Origin of the sequence: Stenotrophomonas maltophilia group sp. msm1, from assembly GCF_032025805.1 — a bacterium.
GTDB classification, from domain to species: domain Bacteria; phylum Pseudomonadota; class Gammaproteobacteria; order Xanthomonadales; family Xanthomonadaceae; genus Stenotrophomonas; species Stenotrophomonas hibiscicola.
The window spans coordinates 1,391,357-1,414,855 of sequence record NZ_JAVSKH010000002.1 but is presented as its reverse complement, the minus strand read 5'-3'; the positions used below and the strand labels follow the sequence as shown (position 1 = coordinate 1,414,855).

The window sequence follows — 23,499 nt, the reverse complement described above, 5'->3', positions numbered from 1 at the left end:
ACATCCTTTTCAGCCCACCCGGGCCAGCTGGGGTTGCCTGGCGCTGAGCCGGCGCCGTTCCCGGGCCGGGGCGATATCCAGTTGTTCTCGGTATTTTGCGACGGTTCGGCGGGCAATGTTCACCCCCTGGCGCGACAGCAGGCCGGCAATGGCCTCGTCGGCCAGCGGGCGGCCGGCCGGTTCGGCGTCGATCAGGCGGCGGACCATGGCCTTCACCGCCTGGCCGGAGACGCTGGCGCCCTCCAGGCGCACGGCGAAGAAGTGCTTCAGCTCGAAGGTGCCGCGCGGGGTCTGCAGGAACTTGCCGGTGGTGATGCGCGAGACGGTGGACTCATGCATGCCGATTTCCTCGGCCACTTCCTTCAGGGTCAACGGCGCCATGGCCTCTTCGCCCCGCACCAGGAAGGCGGCCTGGCGCTCGACGATCACCCGCGCCGTACGCAGCAGGGTGTCGTAGCGCATCGACAGGCCACGGCTGAACCAACGCGCCTCCTGCAGCATCTCGCGCAGCGCCGGGGCGGCGTCGCTGGTTTCGGCCAGCACCTGTTCGTACTGGCTGTTGATCGACACGCGGCGGCTGGTGGCCGGGTTCAGGGCGACCTTCCACTGCCCGTCGGCGTGCCAGGCGACGACGTCCGGAACCACAACGGCATTGCGTTCCGGCAGCAGGCTGTCGCCGGGGCGCGGCTGCAGCGACAGGATCAGGCGCACCGCCTCGCGCACGTCGTCGATCTCGGCGTCGTGCTGGCGGGCGAGGGCGGGGTAGTCGTGGGCAGCCAGTGCATCGAGCGCGCCGTCCAGGATGCGCGCAGCCAGATGGCGGGCCGGCACCACGCCGTGCAGGCTGCGCAGCTGCGCCTGCAGGCCTTCGCGCAGGTCCTGTGCGGCCATGCCTGCGGGCTCGCCGTGCAGCAGCTGCTGGCGGATGGTTTCCACGCCAGCGGCGGCGATGTCGAACTGGGCGCTGGCCAGCAGCTGCAGCTGTGCCAGCGGCGCCTGCAGGTAGCCGGCCTCATCGCAGTGGTCGAGCCAGAACGCGGCCACCGCCAGTTCGCGGTCATCCATGTCCAGCGACAGGCGCTGCAGCACGCGCAATTGCGGGTCGGTCGATTCGCCGGCGGCGATGCGCGCCATGCGATCGTCGTCGCCGTCCTGCCAGCTGGCGCCGACCACGTCCCACATCGAAGACTCGGGCAACTCGTCGAACGCGGCGGTTTCCAGCGTGGTCGCGCTGGCCTCGGTGGCTTCGGCGGCAGGCGCTTCGGCCTCTTCGATTTCGAGCAGCGGGTTGGAGTCCTGCAGGCGCTGGATTTCCTGTTCCAGGTGCAGGCCGTCGAGTTGCAGCAGCCGGATCGACTGCAGCAACTGCGGGGTGAGGTGAAGTTGTTGGCCCAGCTGGGTCGAGAGTGCAGCCTTCATCGTGGTTCCCCGGCGCCGCTCCCCGGCGCCTTGTGGAACGCATCTTGCTTTTGATCCGGCGGGGGCGGAATCAGGGGGTTCCTGAGGGGCTTGGTGAATGTCCTGACAGGGTGTAGGGGCATTCCCTACATCGACGCGGATTGTTGACGATGATCGCTGCTAAGTTGCTGATTTCCGGTGCAAAGGCCGGATTGATCGGGCTGCGCCGTGTACGGATTCCTGTCGGGGAGTGTCAGGGTGACGGGAATTCGTCGCTGGGTGCGGGTTGGCTGCGTCGGCTGTCGATAGAGACGATCACCGGTAGAGTCGACTGTCAGTCGACTGCTCTCCGATCAGGCCAAGGAAAAGTCCCGCGCTCCGCGCGCAAGTCGACTGGCAGTCGACTCTACCAACAGCCCACTCTACCCAGCCATCGTTTCGCGCCGCCGAGGCTCGCGCTTACTCCAGCTCGTGCTGGTGGCGCGCGGCCAGCAGCAGCAGATCGTTGGCGCGGCGGCAGCCGAGCGATTCCATCATGCGCGCGCGGTGGGTCTCCACCGTCTTGACGCTGATGCCGAGGTCGGCGGCGATTTCCTTGTTGCTCTCACCCTTGCCGATGCGGCGCAGGATCTCGCGCTGGCGCGGCGACAGCGCGGCGATGCCGGTGGGCTTCTCGCGGCCCAGCATCGGTGCCAGCATCTTGGCGGAGATCTGCGGGCTCAGGAACACCTGGCCGGCGTGCGCGGCGCGCAGCGCCAGTTCCAACTCCTGCGGTGCTGCATCCTTGACCACGAACCCGACCGCGCCCCGATCCAGCGCATCGCGCACGTGAGCGGCATCGTCGTGCATGGTCATCATCACCACCCGGGTACCGGGCGCGCGCAGGCGGATGTCGCTGAGTGCTTCCAGGCCGGTGCGGCCCGGCAGCGAGAGGTCCATCAGCACCACATCCGGTGCGTGCTGCAGGGCCAGCTGCAGTGCCTGCTCGGCGTTGCTGGCCTCGGCAACAAGCTGCACGTCGGCAAACCCCTGCAGCAGCCGCGCCAGGCCGGCGCGGACGAGGGTGTGATCGTCGACGATGAGAACTCGCACAGGCACGCAACAGATCCGTGTAGGGGAGTCCACCTTAACTTAGCTGAACGGGCGCGCCAAGGCTTGCCCGCAAAGCGTGATGGTGGCAGGTTTCAGCGGGCGCGGCGCGCCTCGGCCACCTGGCGGCGGTGCAGGCGGAACAAGTGCCGCTCCATTGCCATCTCAAGGCCATCGCCAAGACGCTGGAAACGCAGCCACAGGTAGTGACCGCCGCCACCGTCCGCCGCTTCGGCGATCACTTCCACCGGCAGGTCGATATGGTCGGGCAGCCAATCGCTGGGCTGCAGGCGCACCACGCCGGCCTGGCCGGGACTGGCGCCACTGCGTGGGCCCAGCTGCAGGCGGATGCCGCGGCGCGACCAGCGCACGGGGCGCAGGGTCAGTTCCTGGCCCTGCTGGCGTACCAGCCGGCCGAGCAGCACCATCGCCAGATCCAGCTTGGCCTCCAGCCGCTGCAACTGCAGGCTGGCCTCATTGCGGTCGTCATGTTCGTCAACGCGGCTGTCTTCAACCAGCGCCAGGCTGCGCAGCAGGCCTTCGGCGCTGCTGGTGCGACCGGCCGCGCTGCCTGCCTGGAACTCGGCCGGCAGGGCCAGCTCGCAGCTGAGCGTCTCGTCGAACAGCTCGCTTTCAGCCGGGTGGTGCAGCGACGTGGTCGGCAATTGGGTCATGCCAGCGATTCTGCCTGCAGGTAGGCATGCGCTGCGCGAAGGGAACGCTGGCCGTCATTCATCAGTGCTGCCACCGCATCGCGGCGCTGGCGCAGCAGGCCGAGCAGATTCTGCTGGCGTTCGAACAGCGCAGCCAGCGGTGCGTGGTCGGTGGCGGCCAGCGGCTGGCTGAGCAGCGCATGCAGCGTGCTGTCGTGGCCGTCGAGCAGGCTGTCGGCCTGGTCGAGGGACTCTTCGCCCAGGGCCTTCTCGAAGGCATCCAGCTGGGCGTGCAGTTCGTGCAGGCTCATGGCGCCACCGCGGCCGGCCGGCGCTGTTCCTGCGGGATCGCATTCCAGGCGCTGTCGATCTCGCCCAGCAGTTGAAGCGATTCATCCAGCGCGGCACGGTCGTTGTGCAGGTTGGCCTCGGTCAGGCGCTGCAACACGTAGTCGTACAGTGCCGACAGATTGCCGGCGATCTCGCCGCCGGCTTCGTGATCCAGCGAGCCGTTGAGGTGGCCGACAATCGCGCAGACTTCGCCGATCGCCTTGCCCTTTCCGGCCTGGTCGCCACGCTCAAGACTGGCCTGGGCACGGCGTACGCGCTCCAGCGCGCCCGCCAGCAGCATCGCCACCAGCTTGTGCGGATCGGCGTCGGCAACCGCACTGGTCACTCCTACCTGGCGGTACTGCTCGGCATATTGACGGCTGGAACCGTACATTCGTGATTCTCCTTGCGCTGGGTGCCGTCGGGTGGTCGTGGGGACCGTGGCCGGCGGTGCGGCGTTGATTGCTGTTGCGTCCGTTATCGGTGCGAACCACGCCAAACTTGAGCGTTGCACGCCGTCCTTAGCGGTTCAGCTGTGCCAGCTGCTGCTGCAGTGCGGTGTTGCTCTGCTGCAGCTTGCCCATCAGGCTGTCGAGCGCCAGGAACTGCTTCTTGTAGCGTTCCTCGACGTTCTTCATGCGCGTGTCGAGGTCCTTGCGGCGCTTGTCGATGTTGTCCAGCGTGGTGTTCAGGCCCTTGGTGCGGGCGACGAACGCCCCTTCCTTGCCGACGGTGGTGCTGACATAGCCGTCGACCATGGTGTACAGGGTGCCAGCACCGCCGGTGTCGCCGGTGATGGCCGAGCGGATCTTCTCAGGCTGGCTGGCCAGTGCGGCGGCAAACTTGGTGGTATCGAGAACGAGGCTGCCGTCGGCGTTGGGATAACCGCGGGTCTGCAGGCCCAGCACCTTCGGATCCAGGCCGTCGGCCGAGAGCTCCTTCAACACGCTCGACATCATCGAACGCAGCTGGCTGGAGGCGCCGCGCATCTGCGCGTCACCCGTCAGGGTGGCGGCTTCCTTGGTCTTGGCGTCGTATTTGGTCTCCGTGTTGATCGCCGCGATCGCCGCGTTGTAGGCGGTCACGAATTCCTGCATGACCTTGGTCGCGGCGGCCGTGTCGGTGCTGATCACCACGGTACTCTTGCCGGGAACCTTCAGGTTCAGGGTCAGGCCCGGTACCGCATCGGTCACCGTATTGCTGGCACTGACCACTTTGACGCCGTCGATGGTCAGTTCGGCGTCCGCAGCGGCCGTGTTTTCTTTCAGGCTGCCTACCAGTGCACCCAGCTTCGGGTCGCTGCCGGCATACTCCAGCTTGATCGCGTTGGCGGCACCGGTCTTTTCCTGGGCGATCGACAGATACTGGTTGTCGCCCGAGCTGATAAGCGTGGCCTGCACGCCTTCCTTGCGCCCGGCGGCATCGATCTTGTTGCGGATGGTGGTCAGCGTGTCGCCGTCCTCCACCGTCACGTTCATGGTCTTGGCCTTGTCGCCCACGCCAACGGTCAGCGTCAAGGTTCCGGCACCGAAGGTGTCGGTCTTGGGCACCGAGGTATCGGCGATCAGCTTGTGTGCCGTGGCGAGGGATTTCACCTCCACCTGGTGCGTGCCGTTGGAGGCCGCTGCCTTGGTCGTGCCCACGTCGTACAACGCGACCGACGCCGTCAGCACATCATCTGCATTGTTCGGACCGGCCTTGCCGGTGGCGGTGACGGTGCGGGTATCGAAGGCCGTCGTGGCCTTGAGGGCCGTCAGCGCGGTCTTCAGCTTGTCGAAGGCCGCCGTAACGGTGCCGATCGACGACAGCTGCATCTTGGCCTTGGACTGCTGCAGGTTCAGCGCATTGTCGGCGGGCTTGCGGTCAGCTGCGACCAGCTGGTTGACGATGCTGGAAATGTCCAGCCCCGAGCCAATGCCACCGTATCCAAAGTCTGCCACGTCGTTTCTCCTGGTATCCGGGCCTGGCCGTCGTGCGGCGGCCCGTCGTCAACGAAAATAGCGGCCTGCGCCGCTGGGTCTTGAGGACTTCGTTGATGCATGCGCCGTGCCAATGGTCTGGCGCAGGTTCTGGCACGCAGATTGCAGGAGGGCTGGGGCAGGGTGCGGGGACATTCACCGCAGGCTGCCGGGGGTCTGCAAAAAGCCCTCCCCCAATGCAGGGGAGGGATCAGGCTACTGACAATCGGGGGGAGACGAAGCCGCCCGGTACGTACAGTCAAAGGTACAGCGCTGAAAGAGAGGTCCGCAGGAGCGGGCGATGCCGAGCCGGTTCGGGAGGTTTCCCGGGCCGGGCATGGCCCGCGCCTTCGAGCACCATGGCTTCCAGGTTGCCGCTACCGTCGATTCACTTCGACGGTAGCGGCGCCTTCTTGCCGTGGATCAGCGCAGCAGGCTGAGCACGCCCTGCGGCACCTGGTTGGCCTGGGCCAGCATGGCCGTACCGGCCTGCTGCAGGATCTGGGTGCGGGTCAGCTCGGCGGTTTCCTTCGCGAAGTCGGTGTCCTTGATGCGGCTACGCGAAGCCGACAGGTTCTCCGTCGAGGTCTGCAGGTTGGCGACGACCGAGGTGAAGCGGTTCTGGATCGCACCCAGGTCAGCGCGGGTGTTGTTGATCGAGCTGAGCGCCTTGTCGACGATCTCCAGTGCCTGCTGTGCACCGGCAACGGTGGACACGTCGACGTCGTCCAGCTTGCTGGAGGTGGCGCCGGTCAGTTCGCCGCCATCGGTGCTGGTCTGGGTCAGGCCCACGGCCGCTTCGTTGGCAGCGGTCGCATAGGTCAGGCTGAAGGTCTGGCCGGCCTTGACCGAGGTCAGGTTGATGGTCGCGTCATCGACCGAAGCCTGGACGCCCGTTTCGCCGATCTTGGCGTTGATGGCGGCGGCAGTGCTCTTGGTGATCGACTCACCCGCCTTGATCGTGAAGGCACCCACGGTGACGTCGGTTGCCTTGCCATCGGCGTCGGTCACCTTGACGGTGATCTTGTCGATGCTCATGTCAGCGGTGGCCTTGTCGGTGTCGACGGCCGGAACCGGCGGCGGGCCCGGCTGCGCCGGGGTGACGCCCAGCTTGGTGCCCTTGTAGACATTGGCAAAGGTGGCGTCGCCCAGCGAGCTGGTCTTGGCATCGACGACCTTGTCGATGGCGATGGCCTGGCCGGCATTGGCGCCAACCTGGAACAGCTGGCTGGAGAACGAACCGTCCAGCAGCTTGGTGCCGTTGAACTCGGACTGCTTGGCGACGCGATCGATTTCCGACTTCAGCTGGGTCACTTCGGCCTGCAGGGCCTTGCGGTCGCTGGCCGAGTTGGTGGCGTTCGACGACTGCACCGACAGTTCACGGATACGCTGCAGGTTGTTGCCGATTTCCGACAGCGAACCTTCGGCGACCTGGGCCAGCGAAATGCCGTCGTTGGCATTGCGGATGGCGACGTCGGTACCGCGGATCTGGGTGCCGAAGCGCTCGGAGATCGCCAGACCGGCGGCGTCGTCCTTTGCGCTGTTGATGCGCGAACCGGAGGACAGGCGCTGGATGGTGGTGGCCAGCGAGCTGCCGCTGGTGCTCAGGTTGCGCTGAGCGTTCAACGACATCGTGTTGGTATTGATGACTTGTGCCATGGTGCTTTTCCTTTGGCGAAGGTGGTACGTGTTTCAGGAACCGGGCGGCAGCTCAGCCGCCGCCCAGTGGTCGATCAAGGTGCAGATCAGCGCAGCAGGCTGAGCACGCCCTGCGGCACCTGGTTGGCCTGGGCCAGCATGGCCGTACCGGCCTGCTGCAGGATCTGGGTGCGGGTCAGTTCGGCGGTTTCCTTGGCGAAATCGGTATCCTTGATGCGGCTACGCGAGGCCGACAGGTTTTCCGTCGAGGTCTGCAGGTTGGCGACGACCGAGGTGAAGCGGTTCTGGATCGCGCCCAGGTCTGCGCGGGTGCTGTTGATGGCACCGAGGGCCTTGTCTACGACTTCTAGAGCCTGTTGAGCTCCCTTGACGCTATCGATGTTGACATCGGAGAGCATCTTCCCTGCCTTAGCTGGGCCGGCAGTAAGCGCAACGCTGCCGATGGCGACGGTGCCTGCGGCACCGGTAAGCGTGCCGGTGCCAGCGCTGACAGTCATGCCTGCGAAGTTGCCCGAGGAATCGATGCTCTCCTTGACGGAGGTGAGCGTGATTTCGCCGGCGTTGGCGCCAACTTCTGCGTAGATTCCCGCCTCACCGATCTTGGCATTGATAGCGGTGGTGACGGCAGCAACCAATGCTTTCTGGTCCTCTGCAATAACGCCCGTCGAAGTCACTTCGACCTTGTCAATCTTGATGCCAGCTGCCAAGCCGCCGCCACCAATGGTCAGGCCGTCATAGGAGATGGTCTTCCCCTTGTCGGCCGCGGCAATGCCGGTCGCAGTGATGGCCAACGTACGGTCGTCAAATGCAGCATTTCCGAGTGCGTCGGCTTTTGCGTCAACCACCTTGTCGATAGCGATGGCCTGACCAGCGTTGGCGCCCACCTGGAACAGCTGGCTGGAGAACGAGCCGTCCAGCAGCTTGGTGCCATTGAACTCGGACTGCTTGGCAACGCGATCGATTTCCGACTTCAGCTGGGTCACTTCGGCCTGCAGAGCCTTGCGGTCGCTGGCAGAGTTGGTGGCGTTCGACGACTGCACGGCCAGTTCACGGATACGCTGCAGGTTGTTGCCGATCTCGGTCAGCGAACCTTCGGCGACCTGGGCCAGCGAAATGCCGTCGTTGGCATTGCGGATGGCGACGTCGGTACCGCGGATCTGCGTGCCGAAGCGCTCGGAGATCGCCAGGCCAGCGGCGTCGTCCTTGGCGCTGTTGATGCGCGAACCGGAGGACAGGCGCTGGATGGTGGTGGCCAGCGAGCTGCCGCTGGTGCTCAGGTTACGCTGAGCATTCAACGACATCGTGTTGGTGTTGATGACTTGTGCCATGAGGAGAGGTCCTTGAGCGGTTGCACGTGAGTTGGGTTAGACGCCCCCGACGTGCCCCGGGGGCGGCTCATGTCAGCGCTGCAACAGGCTGAGCACGTTCTGCGGTACCTGGTTGGCCTGGGCCAGCATGGCCGTACCGGCCTGCTGCAGGATCTGGGTGCGGGTCAGTTCGGCGGTTTCCTTGGCGAAATCGGTATCGCGGATGCGGCTGCGCGATGCCGACAGGTTCTCCGAGGAGGTCTGCAGGTTGGCCACCACCGAGGTGAAGCGGTTCTGGATCGCGCCGAGGTCGGCGCGCACGCTGTTGACCGATTCCAGAGCCTTGTCGACAACTTCCAGTGCCTGCTGTGCGCCGGCAACGGTGTCGATCTTGATATCTGCTACGTGAGAGGCGGTGGTGCCGGCGGCGGGGGCGTTCAGGGCGGTTGCGGTCGCGGTCGGCCCAATTTTCACGGTGACACCAGCCACGGTGTTGTCGGCCTTGACCGAGGTCAGGGTGACTTCGCCGGGGGTGGTGGACTGCGCAGCGTGCAGGCCGGTTTCGCCGATCTTGCCGTTCAGGGCGGCAGCCAATGCCTTGGTGGCGTTGTCCTGATTGACCTTGCGCACCGCAGCGATCTCGGCCGGGGTGGCCGGTGCGCCCGGCGGGGTGGTGTAGTCGAACGTGACGTCGCCGATGCTGACGCCACCAACCGTGATGTTGGCCAGCTTGCCGGCCGCGGTATCGACGGTTGCGTCAGCAAGGGCGGCGCTGCCGGCATCGACGAAGGTGGTGGCACCCAGCGATTCAGCCTTTGCATCCACCACGCTGTTGATCGCAATGGCCTGGCCTGCATTGGCGCCGACCTGGAACAGCTGGCTGGTGAACGAGCCGTCCAGCAGCTTGGTGCCGTTGAAGTCGCTCTGCTTGGCGACGCGATCGATTTCGCTGACCAGCTGGGTCACTTCGGCCTGCAGGGCCTTGCGGTCGCTGCTGGAGTTGGTGGCATTGGAGGCCTGCACGGCCAGTTCGCGGATGCGCTGCAGGTTGTTGCCGACTTCGCTCAGCGAGCCTTCGGCGACCTGGGCCAGCGAGATGCCGTCGTTGGCATTGCGGATGGCCACGTCCAGGCCGCGGATCTGGGTGCTGAAGCGCTCCGAGATCGCCAGGCCGGCGGCGTCGTCCTTCGCGCTGTTGATGCGCAGGCCGGACGAGAGGCGCTGGATGGTGGTGGCCAGCGAGTTGCCGCTGGTGCTCAGGTTGCGCTGAGCGTTGAGCGACATCGTATTGGTGTTGATTACCTGTGCCATGGGGTCGTCTCCTCTTATATGGAACCCGTTGGTGAATGAAACGAAGCGCCGCCTGTTTTTTTGTGTGGCTGTGTGCTTCGTTGTTGCCAAATGAATAACGGCGCTTTGTCAACAACCTTTAGCCGTGAATTCCGCTGAAGCCGTAATTCGTTGCCGGAGGCTGTTTTCCCGGGGTTTGCCAGCCCTGGAGGGGCGTGAAGGCGACCCTGGAAGGGGCGGCTGGGCAAGCCCAGCCAGCGCTGATGAAGGTATCGGCGGGGGCCAGCCGGGCTTGATGGGCAATCACGGAAAATCCGCGGAAGGTAGGCCGGCGCGCCCGGCGGCAACGGGCCGCAGTAACGAAAAAGGCCGCGATGCGGGGCATCGCGGCCTTTCAGTGCTGAGGTGAGAGAGCTGTCAGCCGATCTTGTTGAACAACGACATCGACTGCATCTGCGAGAAGATTGTCTGTGCCGCCTGCAGCGCGGTGCTCTGCAACTGGTACTGGCTCAGCGCATCGGCGTAGTCCAGGTCGCGCATCTGCGACAGCGTGGTTTTCAGCGTCACGCTGTTGGCTTCGCGCATGTCGGCGGCATTGTCCAGCGCCTTCAACTGTGCGCCACCGGCCGCTCGTGAATCGATCATCCGTTCCGATGCGCGGGCCACGTCGCGCAGCGCGCTCTGCAGTTCGTTCTGCTGTGCGCTCATCTTCGCGGTCGTGCCGGTGTCGGCGTCCAGCGCGGTGATCAGCTTGTCCATGGTGTCGAAGATGTCGCGGCTGCTCGCCGGCTTCACGTTGAAGCTGTCGCCTGCGGCAGGCGCACCGGTGATCTGCAGGCGTACGCCGTTCACTTCCAGATCATCACCGGCCTTGTAGGTGCCGGTGCCGGTCACATTGCCGGCACCATCCAGCACTTCGTACTGGTTGGCGGCGGTGAAGCGGACGCTGAAGCTCTGGCCGTTCCAGCTGTCGCTGCCATCGCGGGTGATGTTGGTCAGCACGCCGTTGCCGGTGTTGCCGGCCGCGGCGCCGCCATCGACGAAGCCATCGCCGGTGGGGATGCGCATGAAGATCTCGCTGCCCGGCAGGGCATCGCGGACGTAGGTGTCGGGGCCAACCTCGATCTGGCGCTGGGTCTGGTCACCGCGGTAGACCACCTTGCCGTCGATCTTGGCGAACGGAGGATCACCATCGTTGGTGCCGCCGAATACATAGCGGCCGGTGCCGTCCTCGGCGTTGGCCAGCGACAGCAGGCCGTCGCGGATCTGGTTCAGCTCGGTGATCAGCGTTTTCTTGTCGGCCGCGCTCAACGCGGGGTTGCTGGCCTGGATGGTCAGGTCGTTGACCCGCCCCATCAGATCGTTGACCTGTGCCAGGGTGTTTTCCTGCACACCCAGGCGGTTCTGCACGTTGCCGGCGTTGAGCTTCATGCGGTCCAGTGCGGCCAGGCTGCGGTCCAGTCCGACCGCAGCGCCGGCGCCGACCGGATCGTCCTTGGCGGTGACGATCTTGCTGCCGGTGGCGATCTGCTGCTCCAGGTGGCTGAGCTTGGCCTGCTTGGCCATCATCAGCGACACCGACTGGTTGTACATCATGCTGGTGGAGATGCGGCTGCTCATCGGCGGACGGCTCCCAGGATGGTCTGGAACATGCTGTCAGCGGTGGAGATCAGCTGCGAGGCTGCCTGGTAGGCCTGCTGCAGGCGCAGCATGTCGGCGGCCTCCTCGTCCAGGTTGACGCCGGACACTTCATCGCGCGCTTCCTGCGCCTTGTCGTTGATCACCAGCTGGGCGTCCAGCGAGTACTCGGCAGAACGGGCCGCGGCACCGACCTGGGTGGTCAGGCCGCCCAGCGCGCCGTTCAGCGTCACCGTGCCGGCGTTGAACGCCTTGGCGCTCTCGACCTTGGCCAGCCTGGAGGCGTTGCTGTTGTCGGAGGAGCCGGCCGGCGTCGGGGTGATGTTGAAGGTGTCGCCGACCTTCGGCGCACCGTCCAGCACGAAGCTCCAGCCATTGGCGCTGATGGTCTGGCCGGGCGTGTAGGTCTGCGGCGGGCCACCATCGATGGTGTAGGTGGTGGCCGAGGTGAACACGATCGCGGCCGGATTGCGCAGGTTGGCGTTGCTCGAATCGGTCACGGTCACGCCACTCAGCTTGCCGGTGCCCGTGTTGGCCGTCGCGGCGGCGCCCTTTACCGCGGCAGCGGCTGCAATCCGGGACGGATCGGTGATGGCGATCTCCATGCTGCCGGCGACGCCTGCGGTGGGCTGCAGCAGGAATCGGTCGTTGGCAGCGGGGGTGCCGCCCACGACCAGCGTGACGCCGTTGATCACCAGCGGATCGGCGGCGGTGCCGGTGCCGGCCAGCGGAACGCTGGCGCCGGTGTCGGCCCGGCTGGCCTTCCAGTTGCTGCCATCGAACTGCAGCACCACGTTCTGCGCGTCCAGCTTGCCCAGGTCGCCATAGGTGGCGCTGAGGCTGGCGGTGCCGGTGTTGGCGTTGTTGGCGGTGACGCGCGGGTTGCCGATGTTGAAGAAGTCGCCTCCGAGCTGGCCATACATGTCCACGCCCTGGTGGTGGGCCTGGTTGAAGGCCTCGGCCAGGCCGACAGCCAACTTGCCCAGTTCGGCCTGGGCCGGGGTCAGCACGGTGTCGCGGAACTCCATCAGGCCGCCGATCTGGCCGCCTACTGCCTTCGGGTCGAGGCGGATGGTGTTGCCCTGCGTTTCCAGGGCCAGCTGCAGGCGCTCGGGCTGGTACGGGTCGGCCACGGTGGTGACCTTGGTCGCGGTGGTGCCCACCACCAGCGCGTTGCCGCCGGCGGTGTAGACATTCATGATGCCGCCGTCCTGGATCACCGCGGTGCCGCCGGTGTAGCCGATCAGCTGGGTGATCAGCTGGTCGCGGCGATCAAGCAGGTCCGGCGCGGCGGTGGCGATGTTGGTGCCGATCGCACCGTTGATCTGCGCGATCTCCTGCGCCAGGCGGTTGACCTCGGTGGCACCGGCCAGCAGGCCGTTGTTGACCTCGCTGTTGAGGTTGTTCAGGTGGGTGTTGAGCTGCACAAAGCGGTTGGCCAGGGCCTTGCCGCCATCGAGCATGTTCTGGCGATCGGCCGTGCCGGAGGCATTGGAGGACAGGCCACTGACCGAGTCGAAGAAGTTCGACCACACACCAGAGACATTCGTGGCCGCATCAGAGAACAGCGCGTTGACCCGGTCGGCCATGCCCGAAAGCTGTTTCAGGCGCGCCAGTTCACCGCTGCTGTCGAGCAGGCGCGAGATGGCCAGCTGGTCGGCGGTGCGGCGGATGTCGGTGATGCGGGTACCGTTGCCGACCGTGCCGTAGCCATAGTTCTGCGGATCGCCGGTGGCGAAGTTGACCTTCTGCCGGCTGTAGCCGGGCGTATTGAGGTTGGCCACGTTGTGGCTGGTGGTCGCCAACGCACGCTGGAAGGCGAGCAGGGCACCGGTACCGGTGGAAAGTACGCTGGACATGGGGTTCCTCAACGACGGGTGATACCCAGCGCCGCGGTTGCGGTGCTGGCGAAGGTCTGGCCGAGGCGCGAGCCGGCATCGGCCACGGCGCTGACGGCGCGCTCGATGGTCGGTCCGCCGGCGATCGCGGCGATCTTGGCCGCGTAGCGCGGGTCGGTGGCATAGCCGGCGCGCTGCAGGCCACGGGCGAAGCCCTGCACGTCGGTGCCGGCCTGCAGGGCCTGCTGGTAGCGCGGGCTGGTCTTCAGCAGGCGCACGTAGTCGGCAAAGCTCTCGGCCGGCGAACTGTAGGCGCGGAAGCTGGCGGTCTCGTTGCGGCGCACGCCATCGACATATTCATGGGTGCCGGCTACGGCGCGCTGGCCGTTCCAGCCATTGGCCTTGATGCCGAACAGGTTGTGCGAAGTGCTGCCGTCGGCATGCTTGATGTGGCGCTTGCCCCAGCCGGTTTCCAGCGCCGCCTGGGCGACCAGGGCGCGGGCATCCACGCCCAGTTCCTTGGCCGCACGCTGCGCGTGCTGCCAGATGCTGGCGACGAAGCCTTCCGGGGTGTGCTCGCCGAGCTGGGCGACAGCGGTGCGGGTCGCCATCGCATCGGCCGGGCTGATCGCGGTGCCGCGGTTGCTGGCGGTGGCCGACCACTGGTCGCTGTTGGCGGCCCAGTCCTCGCCCTGCAGGCTGCCGATGTACGGATCGTTGGTGCCCAGCGAGCGGTGCATGCTGCTGCTCTCGCGCCCGGCGATCAGATCCAGGGCCTGCTCCATCGGCGCCACTGCCGCCTGCGCACCGTGCTGCGCACCGGCGGCCATCTGCTGCAGCAGGCGCACCGCCTGGCTGCCGTCTTCCAGTGGCAGCGACGGTGCCGGCCTGGCCGGTGCATTGAGCTGGTAAGCACGGCTGGCCTTGGCCGGATCCACGCGGGTATCCAGCGCCGGGCCATCGGCGGCCTGGCCGGACAGCTGCCGGCTGATCATGCTGGACAGGCCCAGGCCTTTGCCGCGGGTCATCGCCTCGGCAATCTTCTGGTCGTACATCTCGCGGAACATCTTGTTCTCGCCGGGAAACAGCGAGTCGCCGAAGCTGGCGTCACGCATGCTCTTGACCAGCATCTGCGCGAACTGGCCTTCCAGCTGGCGCGCCACCTTGTCGATCCTTGCCGGATCGTCCTGTTGCGCCGGGTGCAGGTCGAATGCGGGATTGATGCGCATGTCAGATCACCTCGAGCTCGGCACTCAATGCGCCGGCCTGCTTCAGGGCTTCCAGGATCGCGATCAGGTCGCCCGGTGCCGCACCTACGGCGTTCACCGCATGCACGATCTCGTCCAGGGTGGTGCCGCCGCTGAACTTGAACATGCGGCTGCCGTCGTTGGTGGCGGTGATGGTGGACTGCGGGCTGGCCACGGTGCGACCGCCGGACAGGGCATTGGGCTGGCTGACGTTGGTGTTTTCCTGGATGGTCACGGTCAGCGAACCGTGCGAGATCGCCGCGGGTCCCACGCGCACCTGCTGGCCGATGACCACGGTGCCGGTGCGCGAATTGACCACCACCTTGGCCGGGGCGCTGCCCGGGGTCAGTTCCAGGTTCTCGATGCGCGCCAGCAGGCCGACGCGTGCGCCCGGGTCGGTCGGCGCGGTGACCGCGACGGTCACGCCATCGATCGCGCGTGCCGCACCTTCGCCGAAGGCGTTGTTGAGCGCGGCGACCATGCGCGAGACCGTGGTGAAATCGTTGTTGTGCAGGTTCAAGGTGATGTCGCCGCCGTTGGCCAGCGGATCGGGCAGGGCACGCTCCACGGTGGCGCCGTTGGGGATACGACCGACGCTGGGCACGTTCACCGAGACACGGGAACCATCCTTGCCCTGCGCACCGAAGCCACCCACGATCAGGTTGCCCTGGGCGATGGCGTAGATCTGCCCGTCGGCCCCGCGCAGCGGGGCCATCAGCAGCGAGCCGCCGCGCAGCGACACCGCGTTGCCGATCGAGGACACCGTGATGTCGATCGGCTGGCCGGGCTTGGCGAACGGCGGCAGCTCGGCATGGATCGCAACGGCGGCCACGTTCTTCAGCTGCGGGTTGACGTTCGGCGGCACGTTCACGCCCAGCTCGCCGAGCAGGTTCTTCAGGCTCTGCACGGTAAAGGGCGCCTGGCTGGTGCGGTCGCCGCTGCCATCCAGGCCGACCACCAGGCCGTAGCCCACCAGGGCATTGCCACGCACGCCGCCGACCTGGGCCAGGTCCTTGATGCGCTCGGCGCTGGCCGGGGCTGCCACGACCATCAGCATCAGCGCGACGAACGACGCCACGCGGCGCTGCCAGGAAGAAGAGGGGAGGAGTTTCATGGCCATACTCAGAACGGCGTCAGGCCGGAATTGAAGAAGCGGCTCAGCCAGCCCATCGCGTTGGACTGCGCGACCGGTCCGCGGCCGCCGTAGACGATGCGGGCCTCGGCTACGCGGCTGGAGGGAATGGTGTTGTCCTGGCTGATGTCGCCAGGGCGCACGATGCCCTGCACCTGCACCAGTTCATCGCCCTGGTTGAGCCGCAGGTTCTTCTGCCCCTGCACCACCAGGTTGCCGTTGGGCAGGCGCTGGATCACGGTGACCGTAACGCTGCCCTGCAGGCGGTTGCTCTGCGCGCTGTTGCCCTTGCCGGTGAAATCACGCTTGCCTTCCGCACTGGCGCCGAGGATGTCCTTGCCGCCCAGGGTGACCGGCGCGCCAAAGATGCTCGGGCTGCCCAGGCTCAGGTTGGACTCCTTGTTGGTGGCGGTGTTTGCACTGGTCTGCGCGGTGGTGCTTTCCAGCAGGGTGATGGTCAGCAGGTCGCCGACATCGCGTGCGCGGCGGTCTGAATACAGCTGCAGGGTCGGGCCGGCGGCATAGATCGCCCCGGCGGTGGGCGCGGCCTGCGGCGGCATGATCGGCTGGATCGGCGCCATCGCCGGGTAGGGGCGCACGTCGCCCGCGATCACGCAGCCACCGAGCAGGGCGGCCACGGTGCAGGCGAGGGCAGTGCGGGCAAAGTTGGAAATGGGCGACATGGCGGTTTCCCGGTTGGGCCGGTCAGATCTTGTTGTTGAGATAGCCGAGCATCGAGTCGGTGGTGGAGATCGCCTTGGCATTCATTTCGTAGGCGCGCTGGGTTTCGATCATCGACACCAGCTCTTCCACCACATTGACGTTGCTGCCTTCCAGCGCCCCCTGCACCACGGTGCCGAGGCCGTTCAGGCCGGGATTACCGTTCTGGGCCGGGCCCGAGGCCGTGGTTTCCAGGAACAGGTTCTCGCCGCGCGCCTGCAGGCCGGCCGGATTGACGAAGTCGGTCAGGGTCAGCGCACCGACTTCCACCGACGCGGCGTTGTCGGCCATCTTCACGCTGATGGTGCCGTCGCTGCCGATGGTGACCGACTGCGCGCCCTCGGGAATCTGGATGCCCGGTTGCACCGGGTAGCCGCTGTTGGTGACCAGCTCGCTGTCCTGATTGATCTTGAACGAGCCATCACGGGTGTAGGCCGAGCTGCCGTCGGGCATCTGCACTTCGAAGAAGCCGCGGCCGTTGACCATCACATCCAGGGCGCGACCGGTCTGCTGCTGGCCACCCTGTTCGAAGTTCTTGGCGGTTGCTACCACGCGCACGCCGGTGCCCAGCTGCAGGCCGGTCGGCAGCTGCGTCTGCGCCGACGAAGAGCCGCCCGGCTGGCGCACCTGCTGGTACAGCAGGTCCTCGAAGCTGGCACGGTCCTGCTTGAAGCCGGTGGTGTTGGTGTTGGCGAGGTTGTTGGAAACCACCGACATGCGCATCTGCTGCGCATCCAGTCCGGTTTTCGCGATCCACAATGCCTGGTTCATCTTCGATGTCCTGTCTGGTGAAACCGGCCGCGTGGTGCGGCCCTTGTATGCGGGTGTGCAAGCGGTGTGCCAGCGCCGGCATCAGCCGGCGCCGGAATTCCGTCAACTGCCCAGGCGCAGCATGCTGTTGGCGCTGCGCGCGTTTTCGTCGCCGTGTTTGATCACCTGCACCTGCATTTCGTACTGGCGCTGCAGCTGGATCATCTGCACCAGTGCTCCGGCCGCATCGACATTGCTGCCTTCCAGCTGGCCGCTGTGCACTGCGGTGCCCTGTGCCGGTGCGAACGGCTGTTGCGGGTCGGTATTGCGGAACAGGCCATCCAGGCCGCGCTCGAGGCGCTCGTCCGGTGCCTGCACCACCTTGATCCGGCCGATCTGCGCCATGGTCTGCGGGCCTTCACCCTGCGGGATGATCGAGATCGTGCCGTCGGCACCGATCTCCATCGCCTGGTAGGGCGGAATGGCGATCGGGTTGTTGTTGTCATCCAGTACCGTGCGGCCGCCGGAGGTCACCAGCTGGCCATTGGGGGTGACCGACAAGGCCGCGCCGCGCGTATACGCCTCGCTGCCATCGCTGGCCTGCACCGCCAGCCAGGTGCCGCTCTGCAGCGCCAGGTCCAGCGGTTTGCCGGTGATGTGCTGCGCGCCGGGCGTGCGGTTGAAGCCAGCGTCGACGTGCAGCGCATCCACCCGCGAGGCAAAGCCGGGGCCGCGGATCGGGAAGGCTTCGGTGTTGGCCAGCGCTTCCTTGAAGCCGGGGGTGTCCGAGTTGGCGAGATTGTGGCTGAGCGTTCCCTGCGCCTGCAGGGAGGCGCGGGCACCGGTCATCGCCACGTAAAGGGCTTTATCCATGCGGGGAGTTCCGTGACAGGGTCAGCGGGTCATCAACGGATGTTGATGACCGTCTGGGTGATCTGGTCCTGGGTGGTGATCATCTGTGCGTTGGCCTGGAAGTTGCGCTGCGCGGTGATCATGTTGACCAGCTGCTCGGTGAGGTCGACGGTGGACGCTTCCAGCGAACCTGCCTGGATCTTGCCGAGGTTGGAGGTATCGGGCATGCCGGTGCGCGGCGTGCCCGACTCGAAGGTCTCGACCCACAGGTTGTTGCCCTTCGATTCCAGGCCCTGCGTGTTGTTGAAGGTCGTCAGCGCCACCTGGCCCAGCGGCTTGTCGTCGCCGTTGGAATAGCGGGCGTAGACCACGCCGGATTCGGACACGGTGATTTCATTGAGCTTGCCGGCGGCATAACCGTCCTGCTGGGTGTTGCGCAGCGCGAACTTCTCGCCGTACTGGGTCGAGCCGTTGATATCCAGCGTCATGTTCAGCTGGCCGGCGCCGGTGGTGGGGGTGAACGTGCCGAGGCCGACCTTGCCGTTGGCCGGGGCGGTCAGCTTGCCGCTGTTGTCGAAGGTGACCGCGGTCGGGGTGCCAGCGGGCTGGCCATCGACATAGTTGTGCACGGTCCATTCGTTGGGGTTGGCTCCCTTGACGAAGTACGAGACCTGGATGTGGCTCACGCCCAGCGAGTCGTACACGGTGATGCCGCCGCTGGAATGGTTGTAGCTGTTGGAATCGGCCGGGTCGAAGGTGGCCACCGTCGGCTGCTTGGCGTTGGCCGGCAGGGTGAAGCCGACCTTCACTTCGCTGGTCTGCTTCGGCGGGCTGTCGGTGGTCAGCAGCTGCAGGTCGACCAGGCGGCCGGCGTCGAAGTTGGTGCCATCGGCATTCGGTGCGAACACCTGCAGGCGCGCACCCTGCGGATTGACCACGTAGCCCGCCGAATCGGTCTGGAAGTTGCCGGCACGCGAATACACCCGCGCACCGTTCATGTTCATGGTGAAGAAGCCCTCACCGGAAATGGCCATGTCCAGGCTGCGCCCGGTCTGCTCGTTGTGGCCCTGGATGAACTGCTGGGCGACGTTGGAAACGCGCACACCCGAGCCGGTCTGGTTCTTCGACAGGCCATAGCTGGTGGAGGCGAACAGATCGGCGAACTCGGCGCGCGACTGCTTGAAGCCGGTGGTGTTGACGTTGGCGACGTTGTTGGCGGTGACGCTCAGGTCGGTGTTGGCGGCATTGATGCCGGACAGCGAGACATTGAAGCCCATGGGATGCTCCTGGTTGATGCGGGATGTGCGGCTCAGCTGACGCGGAGCACGTAGTCGATCGGGGCCGTGCCCAGGCCCTTGAGGTTCAGGTACAGGCCGTCGGAACCGACGGTCACGCTTTCCACCGGCGCCTGCACGTAGGTGGACAGCTTGGTGCTCTTGCCGGCGGTATCGACATGGTTGGCGACGATGGAGTACTTGCCCGGCTCCATGCGTTTGCCGTTGGCGTCCTTGCCGTCCCACTGGAAGGCGGTCTCGCCGGCGGCAGTGGCTTCCACGCTCAGCGAGGTGACCTTGGCGCCGTTGGCATCGGTGATGTCCACGGTGATGATGCCGGCCGAGGGCGCGGCCACCGTGCCTTCGACGCTGCCTTCCTTCTCCAGTACCAGCTTTTCCGACGGCACCAGCACCTGGTGGCCGACCAGTGCCGCGCCACGCAGCACCTGGTCGCTGGCCATCGACTCCTGGAAGCCCTTCACCGTCTTGTTCAGATCGGTGATGCCCTGCACGGTGGACATCTGCGCCATCTGCGCGACCATCTGGGTGTTGTCCATCGGCTTCAGCGGGTCCTGGTGCTGCAGCTGCTCGGTCATCAGGCGCAGGAAATCGGCCTGGTCCAGCGTGTTCTTCTTCTTGGTGGCGTTGCTGTTCGGGGCGTTCAGACCAAGTGCGGTATAGACGTCCTGGTTGGTCTGGTTGTTGACGGCGGTGGTCATGGCGGTATCCGGTACTGCGGGCCTCAGCGGCCCATGGTCAGGGTGGCCAGGGCCAGTTCCTTGGCGGTGGTCAGCATCTCCACGCCGGCTTGGTAGTTGCGCGAGGTCGAGATCAGGTTGACCATCTGCGCCACCGGGTCGACGTCGGGCTGGTAGATGTAGCCATCGGCGTCTGCCAGCGGGTGGCCCGGCTCGTAGCGCTTGATCGGCGCCGCATCGCTCTGGGTGATCTCCTTCACCTTCACCGAGGTGATGTTCGGATCGTTCTTGCTGGTGACAGCCTGGAAGATCGGTTCCAGCGGCTTGTACACGGCGTCGGCGGAACCGGCGACGGTGTCGGCGTTGGAGAGGTTGGAGGCGATGGTGCTCATGCGCACCGACTGCGCCTGCAGCGCGGAACCGGCGATATCGAAGATCGGCAGGTTGCTCATGGCTTATTGCCCCGTGATCGCGGTCAGCATGGAACGCACCTTGCTCTCGACGAAGCTGAGCGAGGCGCGGTACTCAAGAGCGGCGCGGCCATAGGCGGCACGCTCGGCATCGGGATCGACGGTGTTGCCGTCCAGGCTGGGTTGCACGCCTTCGCGCGCGATCTGGAACGGGTTCAGGCCGCTACTGATTTCGTAGTGCTGCTCATGGGTGGTGGCCATCAGGCCGTTGGCATCCTGCCCCTGGGCGTGGCGCAGGGCGGCATCGAAGTCCAGGTCCTGGGCCTTGTAGCCGGGAGTATCGGCATTGCCGAGGTTGCTGGCGATCAGCTTCATCCGCTGTTCGCGCAACGGCATGGCCTGGGCATGGACGCCCAGATAGTCGGTAATCAGGTTGCGCACGGTGCACTCCCACGGGAACGTTGCCCGGGAAGCTGCAAGGGATGTGCCAAAGCACGCGCGACATCGCGTCCGCCGGGCATGGCCCGGCGCTACCCCAGGGGTCGGGGAGGTTGTGGTAGCGCCCGGGGCCATGCCCGGCGGAGACCCGTGACGCGGCCTTACGCCGCCATCGCGACCTTGCGCAGGCGGTCCAGCACGAAGTCAGCCAGCTCGTGCGGCGAGTACTTGGCGACGAAGGCATTGGCGCCGACGCGCTCGACCATCGCATTGTTGAATACGCCCGACAGCGAGGTATGCAGCAGCACGTACAGGCCGGCAAGGCCAGGGTGGCGCCGGATTTCCGTCGTCAGCGTATAGCCGTCCATGGCCGGCATTTCGATGTCCGAGATGACCATGGCATAGCGCTCGGCCGGGTTCTCGCCCGAGGCGTGGATCTGCAGCAGATGGTCCAGCGCCTGCTTGCCATCGGAAAGCAGGGTGGCGCCAACGCCCAGCTGGTCCAGCACGCTGCGGATCTGCTGGCGGGCCACGCGCGAATCGTCCACCACCAGCACCTGCAGCTGCGGGCCATCGGCAGGCATTGCCATTGCTGGATCGAGTACGGCATCACCGCGTACCTGGGCGATATCGGCCAGCACGCTTTCAACGTCGATCACCTGGATCAGCTCACCCTGGAAGCGGGTCACCGCCGTCAGGTAGCTCGATTCGGCACCCAGTTCCGGCGGCGGGTGGATGTCTTCCACCGCGATGTTGACGATGCGCTCCACGCCGCTGACCAGGAAGCCCTGGATCGAACGGTTGAATTCGGTGACGACCAGGTAGCCAGGCGAGGTGTCCGCGTCAGGCTCACGCTCGGGGTGGCCGATGGCCAGGCCCAGGTCGAGCACCGGCACCGAGCGGCCGCGTACGTCGGCCACGCCGGCAAACTGGCTGGGCAACCCGGGCACCTGGAACAGCTCCGGGCGCCGCAGGACTTCCTGCACCTTGAAGACATTGACGCCAAAAAGCTGACGTCCGCCGAGACGGAACAGCAGCAGCGCCAGGCGGTTGTGGCCGGCCAGTCGGGTTCGCTGGTCGATCCGGTTGAGCAGGTCATGGGACATGGCTGCTGTATCGGCGGGGTGGGCGCCAAACTTGAGGGCGCTCTGCCGCCTGCGCGGTCCGCACCGCGTTTGTAGAGTCGACTGCCAGTCGACCGCTCTTCGATGCGATCACGGGAAACCCCGCGCTTCGCGCGAAAGTCGACTGACAGTCGACTCTACCCATCCGGTCGCGTCCCCATCCCGGATCCGATCAACGGGTCCCGGCGCTCTGGCACACCCCTTGCACGCACCAGGGCCAGATTCCATCGACAGGAGGCGCCATGTGCCGGGTCACATCTCTATTCGCCATCGCGCTGGCCGTGGCCTCGCCGTGGGCGGCTGCCGCCGACTGGCAGCCGGTGGCAAGCATCCGCGCGGCGGCCTTGTCGACGCTGCCGGCGGGCAGCGAGGGCGAGGCCCAGGTGGCCGATGCGCTGCGCCTGCCGAAGTGCGGGGGGGCGTTACAGGTGCAGCCCACCGCCAACACCACGGTGGAAGTCAGCTGTCCGGATGCGGGCGGCTGGCGCCTGTTCGTGCCGGTAAAGGTGCGGCGCAACCAGACCGTACTGGTGCTCAACCGCGGAATCGGCACTGGAGAAACCCTCACTGCCGCCGATATCACCACTGCCCAGCGTGACGCTGCCCGGATTGCCGGTGCGGTGCTGGCCGATCCCAACGCAGCGATCGGCCGCATCGCCCGCCGTCCGTTGCAGGCCGGGACCCTGCTGTCGAGCAACGATCTGGTGGTGCAGCGTCTCATCAAGCGAGGAGACAATGTGGCGCTGGTCTCGCGTCGCGGCTCGGTCGAGGTCCGTATTGCAGGCCGTGCGATGGGTGACGCGGGTGAGAACGAGCGGGTCTCGGTCGAGAACCTGTCCTCGCGGCGGATCGTGCAGGGCACGGTCGACGCCGCCGGTGACGTAATCGTGGCGCGTTGAATTACCGCAGAATATCCCTAAAGATCACGGCCCTGCGGCCGTTATCCCATGTGAACGGCAACTCCAGGACACCCCATGAGCCAGAAAATCGACGGCAACCTGCAGGTCCCCCAGGCCCTGCGCAGCGTGACGACCCCGGCCAACAAGCCCGGTGTAAGCACCGATGCGGCGGCACGCCCGGTCGAGGCGGCCGACAGCCTGCGCCTGACCGGCGAGGCCACCAATCTGCAGGCAATCGAGCGTGAGCTGACCACCGCCCCGGCAATCGACGCCCAGCGCGTGGCCGCCGTGCGCGAGGCGCTGCAGAACGGCACCTACAAGATCAATCCGGACGCGATCGCATCGCGCATGCTCGAGCTGGACCAGCAGCTGCACGGATGACTGCGGCGATGAGCGAGCCGCTGCAGCGTCTTGCCCAGGCCCTGGACGTTGAACGCCAGGCCCTGGTCGAGCACGACGTGCACGCCCTGATCCGGGCCACCGGCGCCAAGCTGGAAGCGCTGCGTGCGCTGGAAGGCGCGCCGCCGGTCGGGGAAGGCGAGCAGCTGCAGGAACTGGCCGAACGCAACCGCGCCAACGGCGTGCTGCTGTCGCGCCGGCGCCGCGAGGTCAACTGGGCCCTGCGCCAGCTCGGGCGCACCGAAGATGCCTCGGCCTACGATGCCAAGGGGCAGGCGCACACCGTCACAGCGCGCCGCCCACTCGCCGTCGCCTGAGGCGGCGCTCGAACAACCCCATCACGCGGGCTGAAGCCCGCTGCACGAGCGCGTATATTGGGCGTCTGTTCGAATGCCC

24 protein-coding genes are annotated in these 23,499 nt (G+C 66.3%); 3 read left to right on the top strand and 21 right to left on the bottom strand.

Annotation, left to right across the window (positions count from 1 at the left end; translation table 11 throughout):
- Window positions 1-9: 9 nt before the first annotated feature.
- The 21 genes from rpoN to ROV95_RS14110 all read right to left on the bottom strand — a co-directional run bounded on the left by rpoN (window position 10) and on the right by ROV95_RS14110 (window position 21,787).
- Complete coding sequence (rpoN, locus tag ROV95_RS14210; protein WP_312544956.1) at window positions 10-1,419, bottom strand: RNA polymerase factor sigma-54; 1,410 nt, start codon at window positions 1,417-1,419, stop codon at window positions 10-12.
- Window positions 1,420-1,857: 438 nt separating this feature from the next.
- Entirely contained in the window at window positions 1,858-2,490 is a 633-nt protein-coding gene (locus ROV95_RS14205; protein ID WP_005413261.1) for a response regulator transcription factor, read from the bottom strand.
- 92 nt (window positions 2,491-2,582) lie between these two features.
- Window positions 2,583-3,161 carry a PilZ domain-containing protein gene (locus ROV95_RS14200; RefSeq protein ID WP_019659609.1) on the bottom strand — a complete coding sequence of 193 codons (579 nt, stop codon included), beginning with the start codon at window positions 3,159-3,161 and terminating at the stop codon, window positions 2,583-2,585.
- Window positions 3,158-3,451 carry a hypothetical protein gene (locus ROV95_RS14195; RefSeq protein ID WP_019659610.1) on the bottom strand — a complete coding sequence of 98 codons (294 nt, stop codon included), beginning with the start codon at window positions 3,449-3,451 and terminating at the stop codon, window positions 3,158-3,160. The genes ROV95_RS14200 and ROV95_RS14195 overlap by 4 nt, the downstream gene beginning before the upstream one ends.
- Window positions 3,448-3,864 carry a flagellar export chaperone FliS gene (gene fliS / locus ROV95_RS14190; RefSeq protein WP_021201753.1) on the bottom strand — a complete coding sequence of 139 codons (417 nt, stop codon included), beginning with the start codon at window positions 3,862-3,864 and terminating at the stop codon, window positions 3,448-3,450. Before fliS ends, ROV95_RS14195 begins: the two co-directional genes overlap by 4 nt.
- A gap of 127 nt (window positions 3,865-3,991) precedes the next feature.
- The gene (gene fliD, locus ROV95_RS14185; RefSeq protein WP_111104208.1) at window positions 3,992-5,410 is read right to left on the bottom strand and encodes a flagellar filament capping protein FliD; all 1,419 of its coding nucleotides are present in this window, start codon (window positions 5,408-5,410) and stop codon (window positions 3,992-3,994) included.
- Between the two features lie 441 nt (window positions 5,411-5,851).
- Window positions 5,852-7,087: a flagellin gene (locus ROV95_RS14180; RefSeq protein ID WP_312544953.1), complete on the bottom strand. Its 1,236-nt coding sequence runs from the start codon at window positions 7,085-7,087 to the stop codon at window positions 5,852-5,854.
- 86 nt (window positions 7,088-7,173) lie between these two features.
- Complete coding sequence (locus tag ROV95_RS14175; RefSeq protein WP_180877473.1) at window positions 7,174-8,415, bottom strand: flagellin; 1,242 nt, start codon at window positions 8,413-8,415, stop codon at window positions 7,174-7,176.
- Window positions 8,416-8,487: 72 nt separating this feature from the next.
- Window positions 8,488-9,705 carry a flagellin gene (locus ROV95_RS14170; protein WP_312544950.1) on the bottom strand — a complete coding sequence of 406 codons (1,218 nt, stop codon included), beginning with the start codon at window positions 9,703-9,705 and terminating at the stop codon, window positions 8,488-8,490.
- A gap of 396 nt (window positions 9,706-10,101) precedes the next feature.
- A complete protein-coding gene (flgL, locus tag ROV95_RS14165) occupies window positions 10,102-11,304 on the bottom strand; it encodes a flagellar hook-associated protein FlgL (RefSeq protein WP_312544949.1) in 1,203 nt (400 codons plus the stop codon).
- Window positions 11,301-13,181, bottom strand: a complete 1,881-nt coding sequence (gene flgK, locus ROV95_RS14160) for a flagellar hook-associated protein FlgK (RefSeq protein WP_312544948.1) — start codon at window positions 13,179-13,181, stop codon at window positions 11,301-11,303. Before flgK ends, flgL begins: the two co-directional genes overlap by 4 nt.
- Before the next feature lie 8 nt (window positions 13,182-13,189).
- Complete coding sequence (flgJ, locus tag ROV95_RS14155) at window positions 13,190-14,389, bottom strand: flagellar assembly peptidoglycan hydrolase FlgJ (protein WP_312544947.1); 1,200 nt, start codon at window positions 14,387-14,389, stop codon at window positions 13,190-13,192.
- Between the two features lies 1 nt (window position 14,390).
- Window positions 14,391-15,527, bottom strand: coding sequence for a flagellar basal body P-ring protein FlgI (locus ROV95_RS14150; protein WP_019659617.1), 1,137 nt, complete (start codon window positions 15,525-15,527; stop codon window positions 14,391-14,393).
- A 2-nt stretch (window positions 15,528-15,529) separates the two neighbouring features.
- Complete coding sequence (gene flgH, locus ROV95_RS14145; protein ID WP_312544944.1) at window positions 15,530-16,222, bottom strand: flagellar basal body L-ring protein FlgH; 693 nt, start codon at window positions 16,220-16,222, stop codon at window positions 15,530-15,532.
- Window positions 16,223-16,244: 22 nt separating this feature from the next.
- Window positions 16,245-17,030: a flagellar basal-body rod protein FlgG gene (flgG, locus tag ROV95_RS14140; protein ID WP_005416457.1), complete on the bottom strand. Its 786-nt coding sequence runs from the start codon at window positions 17,028-17,030 to the stop codon at window positions 16,245-16,247.
- 102 nt (window positions 17,031-17,132) lie between these two features.
- The gene (locus ROV95_RS14135) at window positions 17,133-17,882 is read right to left on the bottom strand and encodes a flagellar basal body rod protein FlgF (protein ID WP_019659619.1); all 750 of its coding nucleotides are present in this window, start codon (window positions 17,880-17,882) and stop codon (window positions 17,133-17,135) included.
- A 32-nt stretch (window positions 17,883-17,914) separates the two neighbouring features.
- Entirely contained in the window at window positions 17,915-19,138 is a 1,224-nt protein-coding gene (flgE, locus tag ROV95_RS14130; RefSeq protein WP_312544943.1) for a flagellar hook protein FlgE, read from the bottom strand.
- A gap of 32 nt (window positions 19,139-19,170) precedes the next feature.
- Window positions 19,171-19,854, bottom strand: coding sequence for a flagellar hook capping FlgD N-terminal domain-containing protein (locus ROV95_RS14125; RefSeq protein ID WP_019659621.1), 684 nt, complete (start codon window positions 19,852-19,854; stop codon window positions 19,171-19,173).
- Window positions 19,855-19,877: 23 nt separating this feature from the next.
- Entirely contained in the window at window positions 19,878-20,285 is a 408-nt protein-coding gene (gene flgC / locus ROV95_RS14120; protein WP_033835497.1) for a flagellar basal body rod protein FlgC, read from the bottom strand.
- 3 nt (window positions 20,286-20,288) lie between these two features.
- A complete protein-coding gene (gene flgB, locus ROV95_RS14115) occupies window positions 20,289-20,684 on the bottom strand; it encodes a flagellar basal body rod protein FlgB (protein ID WP_005409576.1) in 396 nt (131 codons plus the stop codon).
- Between the two features lie 158 nt (window positions 20,685-20,842).
- The gene (locus ROV95_RS14110) at window positions 20,843-21,787 is read right to left on the bottom strand and encodes a chemotaxis protein (protein ID WP_019659622.1); all 945 of its coding nucleotides are present in this window, start codon (window positions 21,785-21,787) and stop codon (window positions 20,843-20,845) included.
- A gap of 260 nt (window positions 21,788-22,047) precedes the next feature.
- Here ROV95_RS14110 and flgA point away from each other — a divergent pair, with 260 nt between their 5' ends.
- From flgA to ROV95_RS14095, 3 genes are all read left to right on the top strand, one after another.
- Window positions 22,048-22,704 carry a flagellar basal body P-ring formation chaperone FlgA gene (gene flgA, locus ROV95_RS14105; protein WP_312544939.1) on the top strand — a complete coding sequence of 219 codons (657 nt, stop codon included), beginning with the start codon at window positions 22,048-22,050 and terminating at the stop codon, window positions 22,702-22,704.
- A gap of 75 nt (window positions 22,705-22,779) precedes the next feature.
- Entirely contained in the window at window positions 22,780-23,085 is a 306-nt protein-coding gene (flgM, locus tag ROV95_RS14100) for a flagellar biosynthesis anti-sigma factor FlgM (RefSeq protein ID WP_019659624.1), read from the top strand.
- A complete protein-coding gene (locus ROV95_RS14095) occupies window positions 23,082-23,420 on the top strand; it encodes a flagella protein (protein ID WP_010485882.1) in 339 nt (112 codons plus the stop codon). The genes flgM and ROV95_RS14095 overlap by 4 nt, the downstream gene beginning before the upstream one ends.
- Window positions 23,421-23,499 lie beyond the last annotated feature (79 nt).